Raw genomic sequence first — 14,206 nt, forward strand, 5'->3', positions numbered from 1 at the left:
GGGAAGGAGGGTATTAAAACAAAAAAATCCTTACCGTAAAGTAAGGATTTATTGTGGTGCCTCCAGGAATCGAACCAGGGACACATGGATTTTCAGTCCATTGCTCTACCAACTGAGCTAAGGCACCATGTCGCTATAAGCGGCTGCAAATATAATTTCAATTTTATGATTTACAAACAAAATCGTGAAAAAAGAAAAATGTTTTTTTAATTTTTAATCTTTGTAACATGAATTTAATAATTGATGCGGGTAATACAAACGTGAAGTTAGCAATCTTTAAAAAGTCAGAAATAATTCATTTAGAGACTGTTGTTGTCGATTTGTTTGTAGAAGCTATTAAAAAAATCTTCAAAGAATACACGAAAATTCAAGGTGCAATAGTTTCTAGTGTTGGATCACTTTCTAAGGCGCAAATGAAGGTTGTGGCCGTTTTTTGTGATCTACACGAGCTTTCAAATGCCTCGAAAGTGCCATTTAAGAACTCTTATGCGTCACCTCAGACTTTGGGTGTAGATCGTTTGGCTTTGGCGACAGCGGCCTATTATTTTAATCCGCATAAGAATAATTTGGTGATAGATGCAGGTACATGTGTAACTTATGATATGTTAAATGATTTTGACGAATATTTAGGTGGGGCTATTTCTCCGGGTGTTCAAATGCGCTATAATGCAATGCATGAGCAAACGGCAAAATTGCCATTACTCGAAAAAAAAGAACTTTTAGACTATATAGGTAATACAACAGAGAATTGTCTTCACAGCGGGGTTGTAAATGGTATATCTCTTGAAATAGACGGTGTCATTGATCTTTATAAGGCTCGATTTAAAGATTTAACAATTATTTTAACAGGGGGTGATACACTATTTTTGTCTAAACGATTAAAAAATACCATATTTGCGGATTCCAAATTTCTCCTGAAAGGGCTTAATTATTTGCTGGAATACAACAAGCACTAAATGATCAGAAAAATTGTAATTGCAATTGTATACATAACCACCGTGGGTATGTACGCTCAAGATGGTACCGTTTCTCCCTATTCTTTTTTTGGATTAGGTGAATTAAAGAGCGGGAGTACTGTAGAAAATCAAATGATGGGAGGTATTGGCGTATACGCAGATAGTGTCCATCTTAACTTGAAAAACCCTGCCGCATACGGTAAATTAGGTTTAGAAGTTATGGATAGAGAAGGTCTTGTGGTCTATACCGCTGGCGTCTCCAACAAAAATTATCAACTTAAGAGTTATACTGAGGAAGAAAAAAGTTCAGTTACTACTCTAGATTACTTGGCATTAGGTTTTAGTCTTGGTAAAGGATTGGGAATGGGCTTTGGTGTTATGCCGTACTCCTCAGTTGGTTATAATCTAGTAGAGGAGCAAACAAATATTGACAAGTCTTTAGTTAATATTTATAATGGAGAGGGTGGATTGAATCGTGTTTTTTATTCGGTCGGTTACGAAGTTATTAAAGATTTAAGTATTGGTGCTACCGTTAATTTTAACTTTGGTACTATCGATGCAGAGCGATTACAGCAAATTGAAGGAATACAATTTGGAACGTTTGATAGGCGAAGTTCAAGAATAAATGGCTTCGATTTTAATTATGCTTTAAATTATTCTCCACTAATTAAGGGTAGAAACCGGTTACATTCTTCTATTCGTGTAAATACTCAAGGTAATCTTATTTCCGAGAATAGTAGGCAAATTGGTTCGTTTTCTATCGCAAACGGGGGTAATATTGAAGAAATTGATGTTGATTTAGATGCTGAAAATTTAAGAAATACAGAATTTAAGATACCTACGACCACCACAATAGGTTTAGGTTACGGAGAGGATTATAAATGGTTTGTTGGTGCTGAATATAGTTTTCAGAAAATGAGTTCTTTTGAAAATGTTTTCTTAGGAACAGAGAATGAAATGTATAAAGATGCAAGTTCGTACGCATTTGGTGCTTTTATAACACCTGATCATGATTCTTTTACAAGTTACTTAAAAAGAGTTACTTACCGTGCGGGGGTGCGTTTAGATAATACGGGTATGCTTATCGATAATGTTGATATTAATAACTTTGGCATAACTTTTGGATTAGGCTTACCACTGGGAAGAAGTTTCTCTAATCTTAATTTAGGATTTGAATTTGGACGAAGAGGAACGACTAGGGCGAATTTAATTGAGGAAAGTTATTTTAAATTCAATGTAGGTCTTTCGTTAAACGATCGTTGGTTCCAGAAGAGAAAAATAAATTAAAATTTAGTACATTAACCATTTAAAAAAAGAAATATGAAATCGAAACTTTACTTCACGGCAATAATGATCCTAGGGATGATGGGAGTAAGTAATGCACAGGCACAGAACCCTGAATGTATGACTAACTTATCTATATTTTCTGAGCATTCGAAAGTTAAAAATTATGATGCGGCTTATGAGCCATGGAAAATGGTTTATGAAACTTGTCCTCAACTAAATAACGCTATCTATGTATATGGTGAACGTATACTTAAAGATAAGATGAAAAATGCGACTGGTGCTGACAAGGAGAAGTTTGCAAATGATCTTATGGGTCTTTACGATAATAAATTAAAGCATTTTGCATCTAAAACTAGTCAAGGTGAAACTGAAGTTGATAAAGCTTTAGTAATGTACGATAATAAAATGGCTGACGATGCTAAAATGTACAGCATGTTAAGTGATGCCTTTACAAAGGATCAAGAGAATTTCACTAGCCCGAAAGCATTATATATCTATTTCTCTAGTTTAGTTGATGAGAATAAGGCTGGTAGAAAAGATTTGCAAGAAGTTTTTGATGTATACGATGCTGTTACAGAAAAAATTGAAGTAGAAAATGAAAAAATTACAGGTAAAATTGCAAAGCTTTTACCTAAAGAAGAAGCTGGTACATTAACTTCTAAAGAAAAGTCTCGTTTAAAGTCTTACAATTCTTATTCTGAAGTTTACGGTAAAATCGCAGGAAGTATCGATTCTAAATTAGGTCCTTTAGCAGATTGTAGCAACTTAATTCCTCTTTACGAAAAGAGTTTTGAAGAGAAAAAGAACGATGTTGTTTGGGTAAAAAGAGCTGTTGGTCTTATGTTCAACAAAGAATGTACAGATGATCCAATGTTCCAAAAATTATTCGAAGCGCAGTTAAGGTTGGATCCATCTGCCGATGCTTATGTATATGGTGGTACTTTGAAAATGAAGAATGGAGATAGCTCAGGTGCTCTTGCAGATTTTGATAAAGCATTGTCTTTAGAAACAAATAACGAGAAGAAATCTAAAATTGCTTACAAAGTAGCGGTTATTAATAAAAGAAAAGGTAGTAAGTCTACTGCTCGTAAATACGCTCAGAAAGCAATTGATGCTAACCCATCTAACGGTCGTGCTTATTTATTAATTGCTAACTTATATGCAACAAGTGCAAACGGTTGTGGTACATCTGCTTTCGAAAAAAGAGCAATGTATTGGAAAGCTGCAGATATGGCAAGAAAAGCAGGTAGAGTAGATCCTTCATTAAGTGGTTCTTCGAGTCAAGCTGCAAATAGCTATAGTGCAAAAGCGCCTTCTAAAGAAATGATCTTTAGCTCAGGTATGGCTGGTAAAACTGTTACTTTCAACTGTTGGGTTGGTGGTAGCGTGAAAGTACCTTCTTTATAGAAAAAATGATACAGATTAAAAATTTTAAAGGCATTGCCGTGGTATGTACCATGGCAATGCTTTTTTTATCTTGTAAAGATGATTACAAGAGAGTAGGTGAAGAAGCTGCAAAAGATGTTTTTCCTAGAAGTGTGGCACAAAACTTCGTAGCCACCTATACCGAATCTCCTGAAAAATTAGGGTCTGAAGATGAAGGGTCTTCTAGAGTTTTGGCGGTGCTATCAGGACCTATAAGAAACGATTTTGAGCAGCTGTCTTTTCCGTATCAAACCTTTCCAGAAGGCTTATTGGTAGAGATTTTTAATGAAAAAAATGAAAAAACAACAATAGAAGCAGACTTCGGGGTATTGTACTCTAAGACTTCTATCGTAGATTTGCGCGGTAATGTGCTTATAAAAAGTGATGATGGTAAGAAATTAGCAACATCTCAATTGTATTATGATCGCGGTAATGAATGGGCATTTACGCAAGAGAAATTTACATTTACCAATCCTGATGATGGAACGGTGATGGATGGTGAAGGAATGGATATTCAGAAAGATCTCAAGTTTTTAAATGCACACAAAACCTATGGTCTTATGTTGATTAAAGAAGATAAAGAACAAGAGAATGATTAAAATATTAAGGTATACAGAGTACTTATATTTAATAGTAGCTGGTTTTTCAATTTTTAGAATTTTTACAGATTGGAATACGGATAGGAGTATGGCTTATTTTTTCATATTTTTTGCTATAGTATCTATAGGTATGTTCTTGTTTAGAAGAAACTACAGAAAAAAATTCGAACAACGTAAACGGGATAATCAAAACAAATAGTGGGTACAGCCAGTATTATCATTATACTTTCCTTGATTTTTTCAGCATTTTTCTCAGGAATGGAAATTGCCTTTATTTCTGCGAACAAAATCCATATTGAAATAGAGAAAAAACAAGAGGGTTTTTTGGCTAGGGTATTAACTAGATTAACCAAAAAACCATCTAAGTTTATTGCAACCATGCTTATTGGCAACAATATAGCACTGGTTATTTATGGTCTTTTCATGGGCGAAGTACTTATGAATTGGTTTGCAGGTATTGTGCCAGATAATGCTCTTTTAAAGTTGTTAATAACAGATTTTAGCCTGTTGACCCAAACGTTGATTTCTACCTTTATTATTTTGATAACAGCGGAGTTTTTGCCAAAGGTACTTTTTCAGATTTATGCAAATAACCTGTTGAAGTTATTGGCAATCCCAGCATTTTTATTTTACATATTATTCTCTTTTATTTCAGATTTTATTATTTGGATTTCTGATTTGATATTGAAATATGTTTTTGGAACATCTGGCGATGAAGTGCAATTCGCTTTTAGCAAACTAGAGTTGGGTGATTATATTACCGAACAGATGGAAACTATAGAGGAAGAAGATGAGGTTGATACCGAAATACAAATATTTCAGAATGCATTAGAATTTGCGGCTGTAAAAGCGCGCGAGGTTATGGTTCCAAGAACAGAAATTGTAGCTGTAGAAATGCATGAGACGCCTAAAAATTTAGCAAAACTATTTACAGAAACGGGCTACTCCAAAATATTAGTATTTAATGACACGGTAGATAATGTAATTGGCTATGTGCATTCTTATGAATTATTCAAGAAGCCAAAAACTATAAAAAGTATTTTATTACCTGTAGAATTTGTTCCAGAAACAATGCTAATTCAAGATATACTAAACGTGTTGATTAAAAAACGCAAGAGTATAGCAGTAGTTTTAGATGAGTATGGTGGAACATCTGGTCTTGTTACGGTAGAAGATATTGTAGAAGAGCTATTTGGAGAAATAGAAGATGAACATGATACTACAGATTTAAGAGAAGAAGTAGTTGATGAACGTCACTTTTTGTTCTCTGCAAGATTAGAGGTTGATGATATTAACGAAAACCATAAATTAAATCTTCCGGTATCAGATGAATATGAGACCTTAGGCGGTCTTTTGGTACATACCCTAGGGGAAATTCCAGATAAAGAAGTAGAGCTTACCATAGCGTCTTATAAGTTTACTGTGCTAGAAGTTTCTAACACCAAAATCGATTTGATTTCCATAGAAGTTTTAGAAGAGGAATAACAGTGCATCAATCAATAAATTAGGAGGCTTTTTAGTTTTTATTATTTCAATTAAAAATGGTAGTTTTGCCTCCCAATAACCACAAACGATTATTTTAAACGTTAATTAGAATGGCAGTATTAGAAAATATTAGGAAACGTACAACAGTGTTAATCTTGATAATAGGTTTAGCACTTTTTGCATTTGTTATTTCTGGGGTTTTTACCAGTAGCAATTTTGGAGGAGAAAAAGTAGGCTCATCAGTAGCTGAAATTAATGGAGAAGATATTTCTATTGATGAATTCAGAAGAGAAGTTGAAGTTGCTTCAAATAGAGTTGGTCCAACAGCATCATCTATGCAGGTTGTAAACCAGGTTTGGGAGAACAAAGTAAGAAAGACAATCTTAGGTGAGCAATTTGAAGATTTAGGTATTGGTATAGAGCAAGATCAAATTGTTGATTTTCTTAGAACTACCGGTTATGCGCAAAATCCTCAGTTTCAAGATCAGAACGGTCAGTTCGATGCTAACATGTTCAGGCAAACTGTAGCAGATTGGAAAGTTAACAACCCTGCACAATACGAAGCTTGGTTGCAAACGGAAGATGAAATTATTGAATTGGCAAAAGAGCAGACTTACTTTAATATGGTAAGAGCTGGTGTAGGTGCTACTTTGAAAGAAGGTGAGTTAGATTATAAGTTGGCTAACGAAAAAATGGACCTTAAGTACGTAAGAGTACCTTACACTTCAATTGCAGATAGTACTATTTCTGTTTCTAAAAGTGAAATTGCTGATTACGTTAGTAAGCATAAAGATGAGTATAAGCAGGATCCTGCTAGAGATTTGCAATATGTATATTTTCAAGAAAAACCATCTGAAGCTGATCAAACAGCTATTAAAGACGAAATCACAAAACTTTTAGATGATACAGTTGAGTACAATTCTCAAACAGATCGTAATGATACTATTAAAGGTTTTAGAAATACAAAAGATGTTACTGCATTTTTAGATAGATATTCAGACACTAAGTTTGATACTATCTTTAAAGCTAAGAAGAATTTACCTTCTAGTGTTGCTGATACATTGATGAGTTTAAATGTTGGTCAGATCTACGGTCCTTATAAAGATGGAGCTTCGTACAAGATTTCAAAAATGATCGCTAGAAAGCCAAATGGTTCTGTAAAAGCTAGTCATATTTTATTGGCTTACACAGGTGCAACGAGAGCTAATCCTGCTGTTACTAGAACAAAAGAAGAAGCTGAAGCTAAAGCAAAAGAATTATTAAGAGAGGCTAAGAAATCTGGAGTAGTATTTTCAGAATTGGCAAGAGATAACTCTGACGGACCTTCTGCACCGAACGGTGGAGATTTAGGATATTTCCAAAAAGGAGTTATGGTTCCTAAATTCAATGACTTTGCATTTAATAATAATGAAGGTTCAATTGGTTTGGTTGAAACTGATTTCGGTTTTCACGTTATCAAAATAGATGACAAAGAAGATGTAGTTCAAGTTGCTACCATCTCAAGAGAAATTGTTGCATCAGAAGAGACAATTAATACATTGTTTACAAGTGCTACTAAATTTGAAATGGAGACTACAGATGATGAAAGTGCATTTTCAACATTGGCTAAGAAAGATGAATATGTAGTTCGTCCGGTAAATAAGATTAAGGCTTTAGATGAAAATCTTCCTGGCTTAACGAATCAAAGAAACATTGTTCAGTGGGCTTTTAACGGTGATACTAAAGTTGGCGATGTAAAGAGATTTAACATCAATAACGGTTATGCGGTTGTTCAGTTAACAGGTAGTTATGCTGAAGGTGTAATGAGTGCTGAAGATGCTTCTGTGCTTGTTCTGCCTATTATTAGAAAAGAACGTAAGGCAGCGAAAATCATCGCAGCTAACAAGGGTAAGGATATGAGTGCTATTGCATCTGATAACGGTGTAAGTATTTCAAATGGTTCTGCTTTAACAGTAAAATCGCCAACAATACCTGGCGCAGGTAGTGAGCCAGTTGTAGTAGGTACTGCTTACGGAATGGCTGCTGGTGCAACTTCAGGGTTGATTCAAGGAAATACAGGAATTTTCAAAATTGAAATCGTGAAGAAAACAGAAGCTCCGAAATTAGATAACTATAGTGTATATGCTAATACTCTAAAAACAGGAGCAGCTAGCCGTGTAAACACTGCAGTTTATAATGCGTTGAAAGACGGTTCTGAAATAGAAGATAAGAGAGCTGCTTTCTACTAGTAGTTACTTAAAGATTTATATAAAAAAAGAGCATCCAATTTGGATGCTCTTTTTTTATAGTACCATTTTTGAATAGGGGAGAATGGTATTGTATCCTTTTTTTTTGAAGTATTGCATGTCATCTTCAGTGCCTGTTGCTAGCACAAAATCTCCGCCCCAAGCTCCTAAGCTTTTAATAGTTCTAGAGTAATCAGAAAATAGAGAGTCTTTAATAGTAGGTGTTTGAAGTGTTTCTGATAAAATAGCTTCGTGTTGGTTCAATAAACCTTCAAACTCAGTAATGGCAGTACACTGTTGAATGTTTTCAGTTATAGCGTCAATCTTGGTGATAAGAGCCTCTTTGTTAATGTCTAAGATACGGTAGCTATTAATGGCGTCTCTACTATTTTTTTTTTGATTTAGGTAAACGAAAAACAACTCATCTTTAAAATCAGGACTAAAAATCACCTCGTTTACTTTTGGTTCAAAACCATTTCTTTGGTAAGTAATTGCGGTATTATGTGTTGCACATGCAATATCATAACCGCTGCCGCCAAATGTAGTTTCTAATAATTGATACGGGTTAACTGATGCCCATGCTGCTATATTTGCAATCAACGTAGAAGATGTGCCTAATCCCCAATCTTTAGGAAAGGTAATTTTAGCTTCAATTACACTGTATGCTGAAATATGTGATAAGAACTCAGAATTCAACTTTTGTGTTTCAGTCAGTAATTGTTGTAATCTATCAGAAACGGCTTCGTCAGTTGTATTAATAGTTTTAAAATCTGTCTTAGAAAATTCAGCATAAAACCAAGTATCGTCATTCTCGTCAACACTAAACCAGTGAATGGTTTCAGAATTTTTATTTCTAAGTTTTAATGATTGTCCGAAAGATGTAGGTAAGGCTAAACCTTTTGCACCATCAAGAATGGCATATTCACCTGTAAGCAATAATTTTCCATTACTATAAAATTCTTTCATAGACACCTTACTTTCTTATGTTACTTAGTTGAATTTCTACACCGTGGTGTGTAACAGGGTTGGTTTTAAAATACTCGATCAACGTAGTTTTTTCGTTTTCATTTGCACCTAATTGGTTTAATATATTCAGCAGGTGCATTTTCATATGTCCTTTTTGAATTCCGGTGGTTACCAAAGAACTTACTGCGGCAAAGTTCTGCGCAAGTCCCGCAACAGCAACAATCTGCATAAGTTCTTCTGCAGATGGTCGTTGAAGTATCTCCATATTCAGTTTCACTAGCGGATGTAAATTTGTGAGTCCGCCAACGGTACCTAAAGCTAAGGGTAATTCAATCCAGAATTTAAAAATTCCGTTTTCAATTTCCGCATGGGTTAAGCTTTTATATTGTCCGTCTTTACAAGCATATGCATGTACACCGGCTTCTACTGCTCTAAAGTCATTTCCCGTGGCTAAGACAACCGCGTCAATCCCGTTCATAATGCCTTTGTTATGTGTAACTGCGCGATAAGGTTCGACTTGCGCAATTTTAATCGCTTGTATAATTTTTTCTGCGGTATGTTGCGGCGTTAATTCTGCTGTTAATTTTAAATCTTCAACAGGGCAGCTAACTTCGGCGCGAACAGTACAATTGGGTATGTAGTTGGAAAGTATGCTCATCACTACTTCAACATCTTTCTCTAAGGCTGAGAATTCATTATAATTTGTAGCTTCTTTTTTCAATGTAGCCGCAAATTGCTCTAAGCAGCTATTGATGAAATTAGCGCCCATGGCATCTTTCGTTTGAAAAGTGGCGTGTAGTTGAAAGTAATTTTCTAGTTCGCTGGTTTTATCTCTTAGAACGATATCAGAAATACCACCACCTCTTTTTTCCATATTGGTTGTCAAAGAAGCACTTTCGGCAAGTAAAATAGGTTTTAGATAGGTGAAAAAGGAGTTCAGCTTAGTTGCTTCCCCTTTAAACATAAAATGAACCTGACCTACTTTTTCGGTGCCTATAATCTCAGCTTTGAATCCGCCTTTGTTTAGCCAAAATTTTGCCGCTTTACTGGCGGCTGCAATAACCGAGCTTTCTTCAATGGCCATGGGTATGGCATAAAGCGTTTCGTTAATTAAAAAATTAGGGGCAATGCCTAATGGCATATAAAGATTGGTGAGTGTATTTTCAATAAACTCATCGTGTAGTTGTTGAATGTTAGAATTCTCATTCCAGTAGGTTTGCAATATTTTCTTTGATTGCGTTGCATTTTGGGTATAATTTGTGGTGACCCAATCTATTTTTTCTTCTTTCGTAAGTTTGGAGAAACCACTTATTGGCTTGGTCATTTAGGTATAACTTTCTACTAATATTCGATGTTGTGTAAAAGTCGCGATTTAGAAAAATAGCACATAATTTTACGGTAGTAAAGATAAGCATATTGGCAATAATCTAATTTCGATAGGCAAAGAGTTAAAAGCGCTTTCTTTTTCACTGCAAAGCGTGTTTTTTTGAGGAAATTGTGGTAAACTTGAGAGATTTAACAAAATTCAATTATTTATGCGAAAAATACACTTATTTGCGTTGGTTTTACTTTCACTCTCCGCAATTACTTGGGCACAGGAAAAACAGATTGAAGTAGCCGAAATTTATCAAGGTACTTTTAGAACAGAAGGGATGGATGCTCTTAGATCCATGAAAAATGGCACCCAATATACAGTTCTTAATACCAATAGAATCAGTCAAGTTACTACAGTTGATAAATACGATTATAAAACATTAGAAAAAGTTGGTACTGTAGTTTCTTCAGCAGATTTAGCTGATATATCTTCTTTCTCATCGTATGATTTCAGTTCAGACGAAAAAAAGATTTTGCTTTCAACAGAAGTAGAACCAATATTCAGAAGATCAAAACTTGGCATTTATTATGTGTATGATGTAGCTTCTAAAAAAGTAGTTCAAATAAGTGCAGACAAAATTCAAGAACCATTATTATCGCCAAATGGTAATCAGGTGGCCTATGTAAAGAGCAATAATATTTATATTCTGAATATGGTTTCAGGTGAAACCAAGCAGGTTACCACCGACGGTGTATCAAATAAAATAATTAACGGCGTTACCGACTGGGTATATGAAGAGGAATTTGCTTTTGTTCGTGCTTTCGAATGGAATGCCGATGGTTCTAAAATAGCTTTTCTTCGTTTTGATGAAACCAACGTGCCAGAGTTTTCTATGGATGTTTATGGAACTGGGCTATACCAACAACCACATGTATTTAAATATCCAAAAGCTGGCGAGAATAATTCTATAGTGACGTTGCATCTTTTAGATGTTGCAAGTGGAGCGCTTACTGCGGTAAATACCAATAGTGCATATTACATACCGCGTATTAAATGGATGAACCATAAAGATATGTTGAGTGTTCAAACTTTGAACAGGCATCAAAATCATTTGACCATGTATGCGGTAAATGCAAAGAAGGGTGATGTATCTGTTCTATTAGAAGAAAAAGATGATGCCTATGTTGATATCACCGATAACCTTACATTTTTAGAAGATGATAGCTTTATCTGGACCAGCGAAAAAGATGGATGGAACCATATTTACCTTTATGGGGAAGATGGTAGTTTAATGAATCAGATTACGAAAGGCGATTGGGAAGTCACTAAATACTACGGTTACGACCAAAACGAAGATAAAATTTACTATCAATCAACTGAAAATGGTTCTATAAACCGTGGAGTTTATAATATTAGCAGCGGTGGTGATGATAAAAAAGGTTTAGCAGTAACTGAAGGAACTAACAACGCTTCTTTTAGTACTGATTTCACGTATTTCATTAATACATTCTCAAGTGTAGAAATGCCTCAGGTATATACCTTGCATCAAGCCATTAATGGTAAGAAGGTTAAAGATATAAAAGACAATAGTCAATTATTGAAGAGGTTAGAAGGGTACGCTGTGAGTCTGAAAGAGTTCTCTACAATTGCTATTAATGGCAATGATCTTAATATGTACATGATAAAGCCAAAAGATTTTGATCCTTCAAAAAAGTATCCGTTGTTTATGTATCAGTATAGTGGTCCTGGTTCGCAAAATGTGAGCAATAGTTGGATGGGCGCTAATGATTACTGGCACCAAATGTTAGTAGCTGAAGGGTATATTGTAGCTTGTGTTGATGGTCGTGGAACCGGATTCAAAGGAAGAGATTTCAAAAAAGTTACTCAAAAAGAATTAGGAAAATATGAGGTAGAAGACCAAATAGCGGCTGCTAAAAAATTAAGTGAATTACCGTATATCGATGAAGAAAGAACGGGTATATGGGGTTGGAGCTATGGTGGCTTTATGTCAACCAATTGTATTTTAAAAGGTAACGATACTTTTGAAATGGCAATTGCCGTTGCACCTGTTACATCATGGGCTTTTTATGATACTATCTATACGGAGCGCTACATGCAAACTCCGCAAGAAAACCCAAGTGGTTATGATGACAACTCACCATTTAATTACCCGCAGTTATTAGAAGGTGATTATTTGTTGATACATGGTACTGGTGATGATAATGTACATGTACAGAATTCTATGCGTATGATAGAAGCTTTAATTCAGGCTGACAAGCAATTCGATTGGGGAATTTATCCAGACAAAAATCATGGAATTTATGGTGGAAATACAAGAATTCACCTCTACAATAAAATGACCAACTTCATAAAAGAAAAACTTTAATCAACTTTTAATCAAACTAACATCAATATGACTGAAAGTACTGAATTTTCAGACCAAAAACAGATTTTTGGACACCCGCAGGGTTTATTTTACTTATTCTTTGCAGAGTTGTGGGAGCGTTTTAGCTTCTACGGTATGCGAGCGTTACTGACGCTTTATATGATCGACGTAATCTTCAAAGCCTTGGCGGAAAGAGATTATGCAACAGCAGCTGTTTACTCCTCTTATGGTTCATTAGTTTATGCCTCTACAGTTATCGGAGGAAAATTATCGGATAAGATTTTAGGGATGCGAAATTCCATTTTCTTAGGGGGAATCTTAATGTCTATAGGTCACTTTGTTCTGGCTATTGAAAACGACATTGCTTTTTTCTTGGCGCTATCATTGATCATTGTAGGTAACGGATTTTTTAAGCCAAATATTTCCACATTTGTTGGTACACTCTATGAAAAAGGAGATCCCAAAAAAGATTCGGGTTTTACCATTTTTTACATGGGTATTAATATTGGTGGTTGGGTAGCTCCACTTTTATGTGGTTGGCTAGCGGCTACCTATGGTTGGCACTATGGTTTTGGTCTTGCAGGTATAGGTATGTTAACTGGTCTGATCGTTTTTTGGAGAGGTATTCAAAACAACGTATTTGGGGATAGGGGATTACCACCGAATGAGTATGTGCTAGAGAAAAAAGTACTTGGTGTAAAACAGGGTATTCTTGTGCCTGTACTAGCTGTATTGGCAGCACCATTAATAGCACTTTTATTATCATCTTATAAAGCGGTTGCGACTGATGGTATGTTTGCTGATCAGAACATTGTAAATATTATATTCACTGGTATTGGTATTGCGGTATTAGCTTACCTGGCCTACGAAATGTACAAAGCAAATGTTAAGGAAAGAAAAGAGCTATTTGTAGCTGTTTTACTTACATTTTTCATGACCATTTTCTGGGGTTTCCATGAATTGTCTGGTAGTGTAATTACCTTGTTTGCAGCTAGAAATATTGATTTAGAAGGCATCATGTCTGCGGCGCAAACAAATTCATTGAACTCGATGTTCATTATTATATTGGCTATTCCGATTTCAATGATGTGGACTTGGTTAAGCAAGAAAAAATGGAATCCTAGAACTCCGTATAAATTCGGATTAGGATTACTTTTTGCAGGAATCAGTTTCTATGTTTTAGCATTAAGTGGTGGTAGCGCAAACGAAAGCGGATTTGTCCCCTTTACATATCTTTTGTTAATGTATTTCTTATTGTCGGTTGGTGAGTTATTTATGTCTCCTGTAGGCTTATCTAAAATGACCGATTTAGCACCGATGAGATTAATCGCCTTTATTATGGGTGTTTGGTTTTTGTCATCGGCATTTGCATTTCAGATTGTAGGTTTTATTGGTAAACAATTAGCTATTGAAAGTACAGATGGCGATGTAAGCGGATTTGCAACTTTATCGGTGTATACAGATGGTTTTATGCTTATTGCAAAATATGCTTTAGGTGCAGGTGTTATAGTTCTATTAGCATCTCCGTTAATTAAAAAGTTAATGGGTAAAGTGCATTAATT

The 14,206-nt window shown here is 35.1% G+C and carries 11 protein-coding genes and 1 tRNA gene; 9 read left to right on the forward strand and 3 right to left on the reverse strand.

The features are described from left to right. Nucleotides 1–54 precede the first annotated feature (54 nt). Nucleotides 55–127 (reverse strand) — tRNA-Phe (locus Q4500_RS15275). 100 nt (nucleotides 128–227) lie between these two features. Between Q4500_RS15275 and Q4500_RS15280 the strand changes: the two genes are divergently transcribed. The 7 genes from Q4500_RS15280 (at nucleotide 228) to Q4500_RS15310 (ending at nucleotide 7,980) form a co-directional block, all read left to right on the forward strand. After that, complete coding sequence (locus Q4500_RS15280; RefSeq protein WP_303600469.1) at nucleotides 228–956, forward strand: type III pantothenate kinase; 729 nt, start codon at nucleotides 228–230, stop codon at nucleotides 954–956. Further along, a complete protein-coding gene (locus Q4500_RS15285) occupies nucleotides 957–2,243 on the forward strand; it encodes a hypothetical protein (protein WP_303600470.1) in 1,287 nt (428 codons plus the stop codon). Between the two features lie 33 nt (nucleotides 2,244–2,276). After that, nucleotides 2,277–3,650, forward strand: coding sequence for a M48 family metallopeptidase (locus Q4500_RS15290; RefSeq protein ID WP_303600471.1), 1,374 nt, complete (start codon nucleotides 2,277–2,279; stop codon nucleotides 3,648–3,650). Between the two features lie 5 nt (nucleotides 3,651–3,655). After that, a complete protein-coding gene (gene lptC, locus Q4500_RS15295) occupies nucleotides 3,656–4,267 on the forward strand; it encodes an LPS export ABC transporter periplasmic protein LptC (RefSeq protein ID WP_303600472.1) in 612 nt (203 codons plus the stop codon). Then, entirely contained in the window at nucleotides 4,260–4,466 is a 207-nt protein-coding gene (locus tag Q4500_RS15300; protein WP_303600473.1) for a hypothetical protein, read from the forward strand. Before lptC ends, Q4500_RS15300 begins: the two co-directional genes overlap by 8 nt. Then, entirely contained in the window at nucleotides 4,466–5,752 is a 1,287-nt protein-coding gene (locus tag Q4500_RS15305; protein WP_303600474.1) for a hemolysin family protein, read from the forward strand. Before Q4500_RS15300 ends, Q4500_RS15305 begins: the two co-directional genes overlap by 1 nt. Before the next feature lie 110 nt (nucleotides 5,753–5,862). Further along, the gene (locus Q4500_RS15310; protein ID WP_303600475.1) at nucleotides 5,863–7,980 is read left to right on the forward strand and encodes a peptidylprolyl isomerase; all 2,118 of its coding nucleotides are present in this window, start codon (nucleotides 5,863–5,865) and stop codon (nucleotides 7,978–7,980) included. A 54-nt stretch (nucleotides 7,981–8,034) separates the two neighbouring features. Here Q4500_RS15310 and Q4500_RS15315 read toward each other — a convergent pair whose 3' ends face one another. Both Q4500_RS15315 and Q4500_RS15320 read right to left on the reverse strand, forming a co-directional pair. Then, the gene (locus tag Q4500_RS15315; protein ID WP_303600476.1) at nucleotides 8,035–8,943 is read right to left on the reverse strand and encodes a GYDIA family GHMP kinase; all 909 of its coding nucleotides are present in this window, start codon (nucleotides 8,941–8,943) and stop codon (nucleotides 8,035–8,037) included. Between the two features lie 7 nt (nucleotides 8,944–8,950). Continuing rightward, complete coding sequence (locus Q4500_RS15320; protein WP_303600477.1) at nucleotides 8,951–10,267, reverse strand: hydroxymethylglutaryl-CoA reductase, degradative; 1,317 nt, start codon at nucleotides 10,265–10,267, stop codon at nucleotides 8,951–8,953. 211 nt (nucleotides 10,268–10,478) lie between these two features. Here Q4500_RS15320 and Q4500_RS15325 point away from each other — a divergent pair, with 211 nt between their 5' ends. Continuing rightward, nucleotides 10,479–12,644: a S9 family peptidase gene (locus Q4500_RS15325; RefSeq protein ID WP_303600478.1), complete on the forward strand. Its 2,166-nt coding sequence runs from the start codon at nucleotides 10,479–10,481 to the stop codon at nucleotides 12,642–12,644. A 27-nt stretch (nucleotides 12,645–12,671) separates the two neighbouring features. Then, nucleotides 12,672–14,204 carry a peptide MFS transporter gene (locus tag Q4500_RS15330; RefSeq protein ID WP_303600479.1) on the forward strand — a complete coding sequence of 511 codons (1,533 nt, stop codon included), beginning with the start codon at nucleotides 12,672–12,674 and terminating at the stop codon, nucleotides 14,202–14,204. The last annotated feature ends 2 nt before the right edge of the window (nucleotides 14,205–14,206 follow it).

It is taken from the genome of Maribacter sp. 1_MG-2023 (assembly GCF_030547005.1).
In the GTDB taxonomy this organism is placed as follows: domain Bacteria; phylum Bacteroidota; class Bacteroidia; order Flavobacteriales; family Flavobacteriaceae; genus Maribacter.

What these genes read in the sequence shown, in the direction of transcription:
- Q4500_RS15280 (WP_303600469.1), top strand. Translation starts at nt 228, where the DNA reads ATGAATTTAATAATTGATGCGGGTAATACAAACGTGAAGTTAGCAATC.
- Q4500_RS15285 (WP_303600470.1), top strand. Translation starts at nt 957, where the DNA reads ATGATCAGAAAAATTGTAATTGCAATTGTATACATAACCACCGTGGGT.
- Q4500_RS15290 (WP_303600471.1), top strand. Translation starts at nt 2,277, where the DNA reads ATGAAATCGAAACTTTACTTCACGGCAATAATGATCCTAGGGATGATG.
- lptC (WP_303600472.1), top strand. Translation starts at nt 3,656, where the DNA reads ATGATACAGATTAAAAATTTTAAAGGCATTGCCGTGGTATGTACCATG.
- Q4500_RS15300 (WP_303600473.1), top strand. Translation starts at nt 4,260, where the DNA reads ATGATTAAAATATTAAGGTATACAGAGTACTTATATTTAATAGTAGCT.
- Q4500_RS15310 (WP_303600475.1), top strand. Translation starts at nt 5,863, where the DNA reads ATGGCAGTATTAGAAAATATTAGGAAACGTACAACAGTGTTAATCTTG.
- Q4500_RS15315 (WP_303600476.1), bottom strand. Translation starts at nt 8,943, where the DNA reads ATGAAAGAATTTTATAGTAATGGAAAATTATTGCTTACAGGTGAATAT.
- Q4500_RS15320 (WP_303600477.1), bottom strand. Translation starts at nt 10,267, where the DNA reads ATGACCAAGCCAATAAGTGGTTTCTCCAAACTTACGAAAGAAGAAAAA.
- Q4500_RS15325 (WP_303600478.1), top strand. Translation starts at nt 10,479, where the DNA reads ATGCGAAAAATACACTTATTTGCGTTGGTTTTACTTTCACTCTCCGCA.
- Q4500_RS15330 (WP_303600479.1), top strand. Translation starts at nt 12,672, where the DNA reads ATGACTGAAAGTACTGAATTTTCAGACCAAAAACAGATTTTTGGACAC.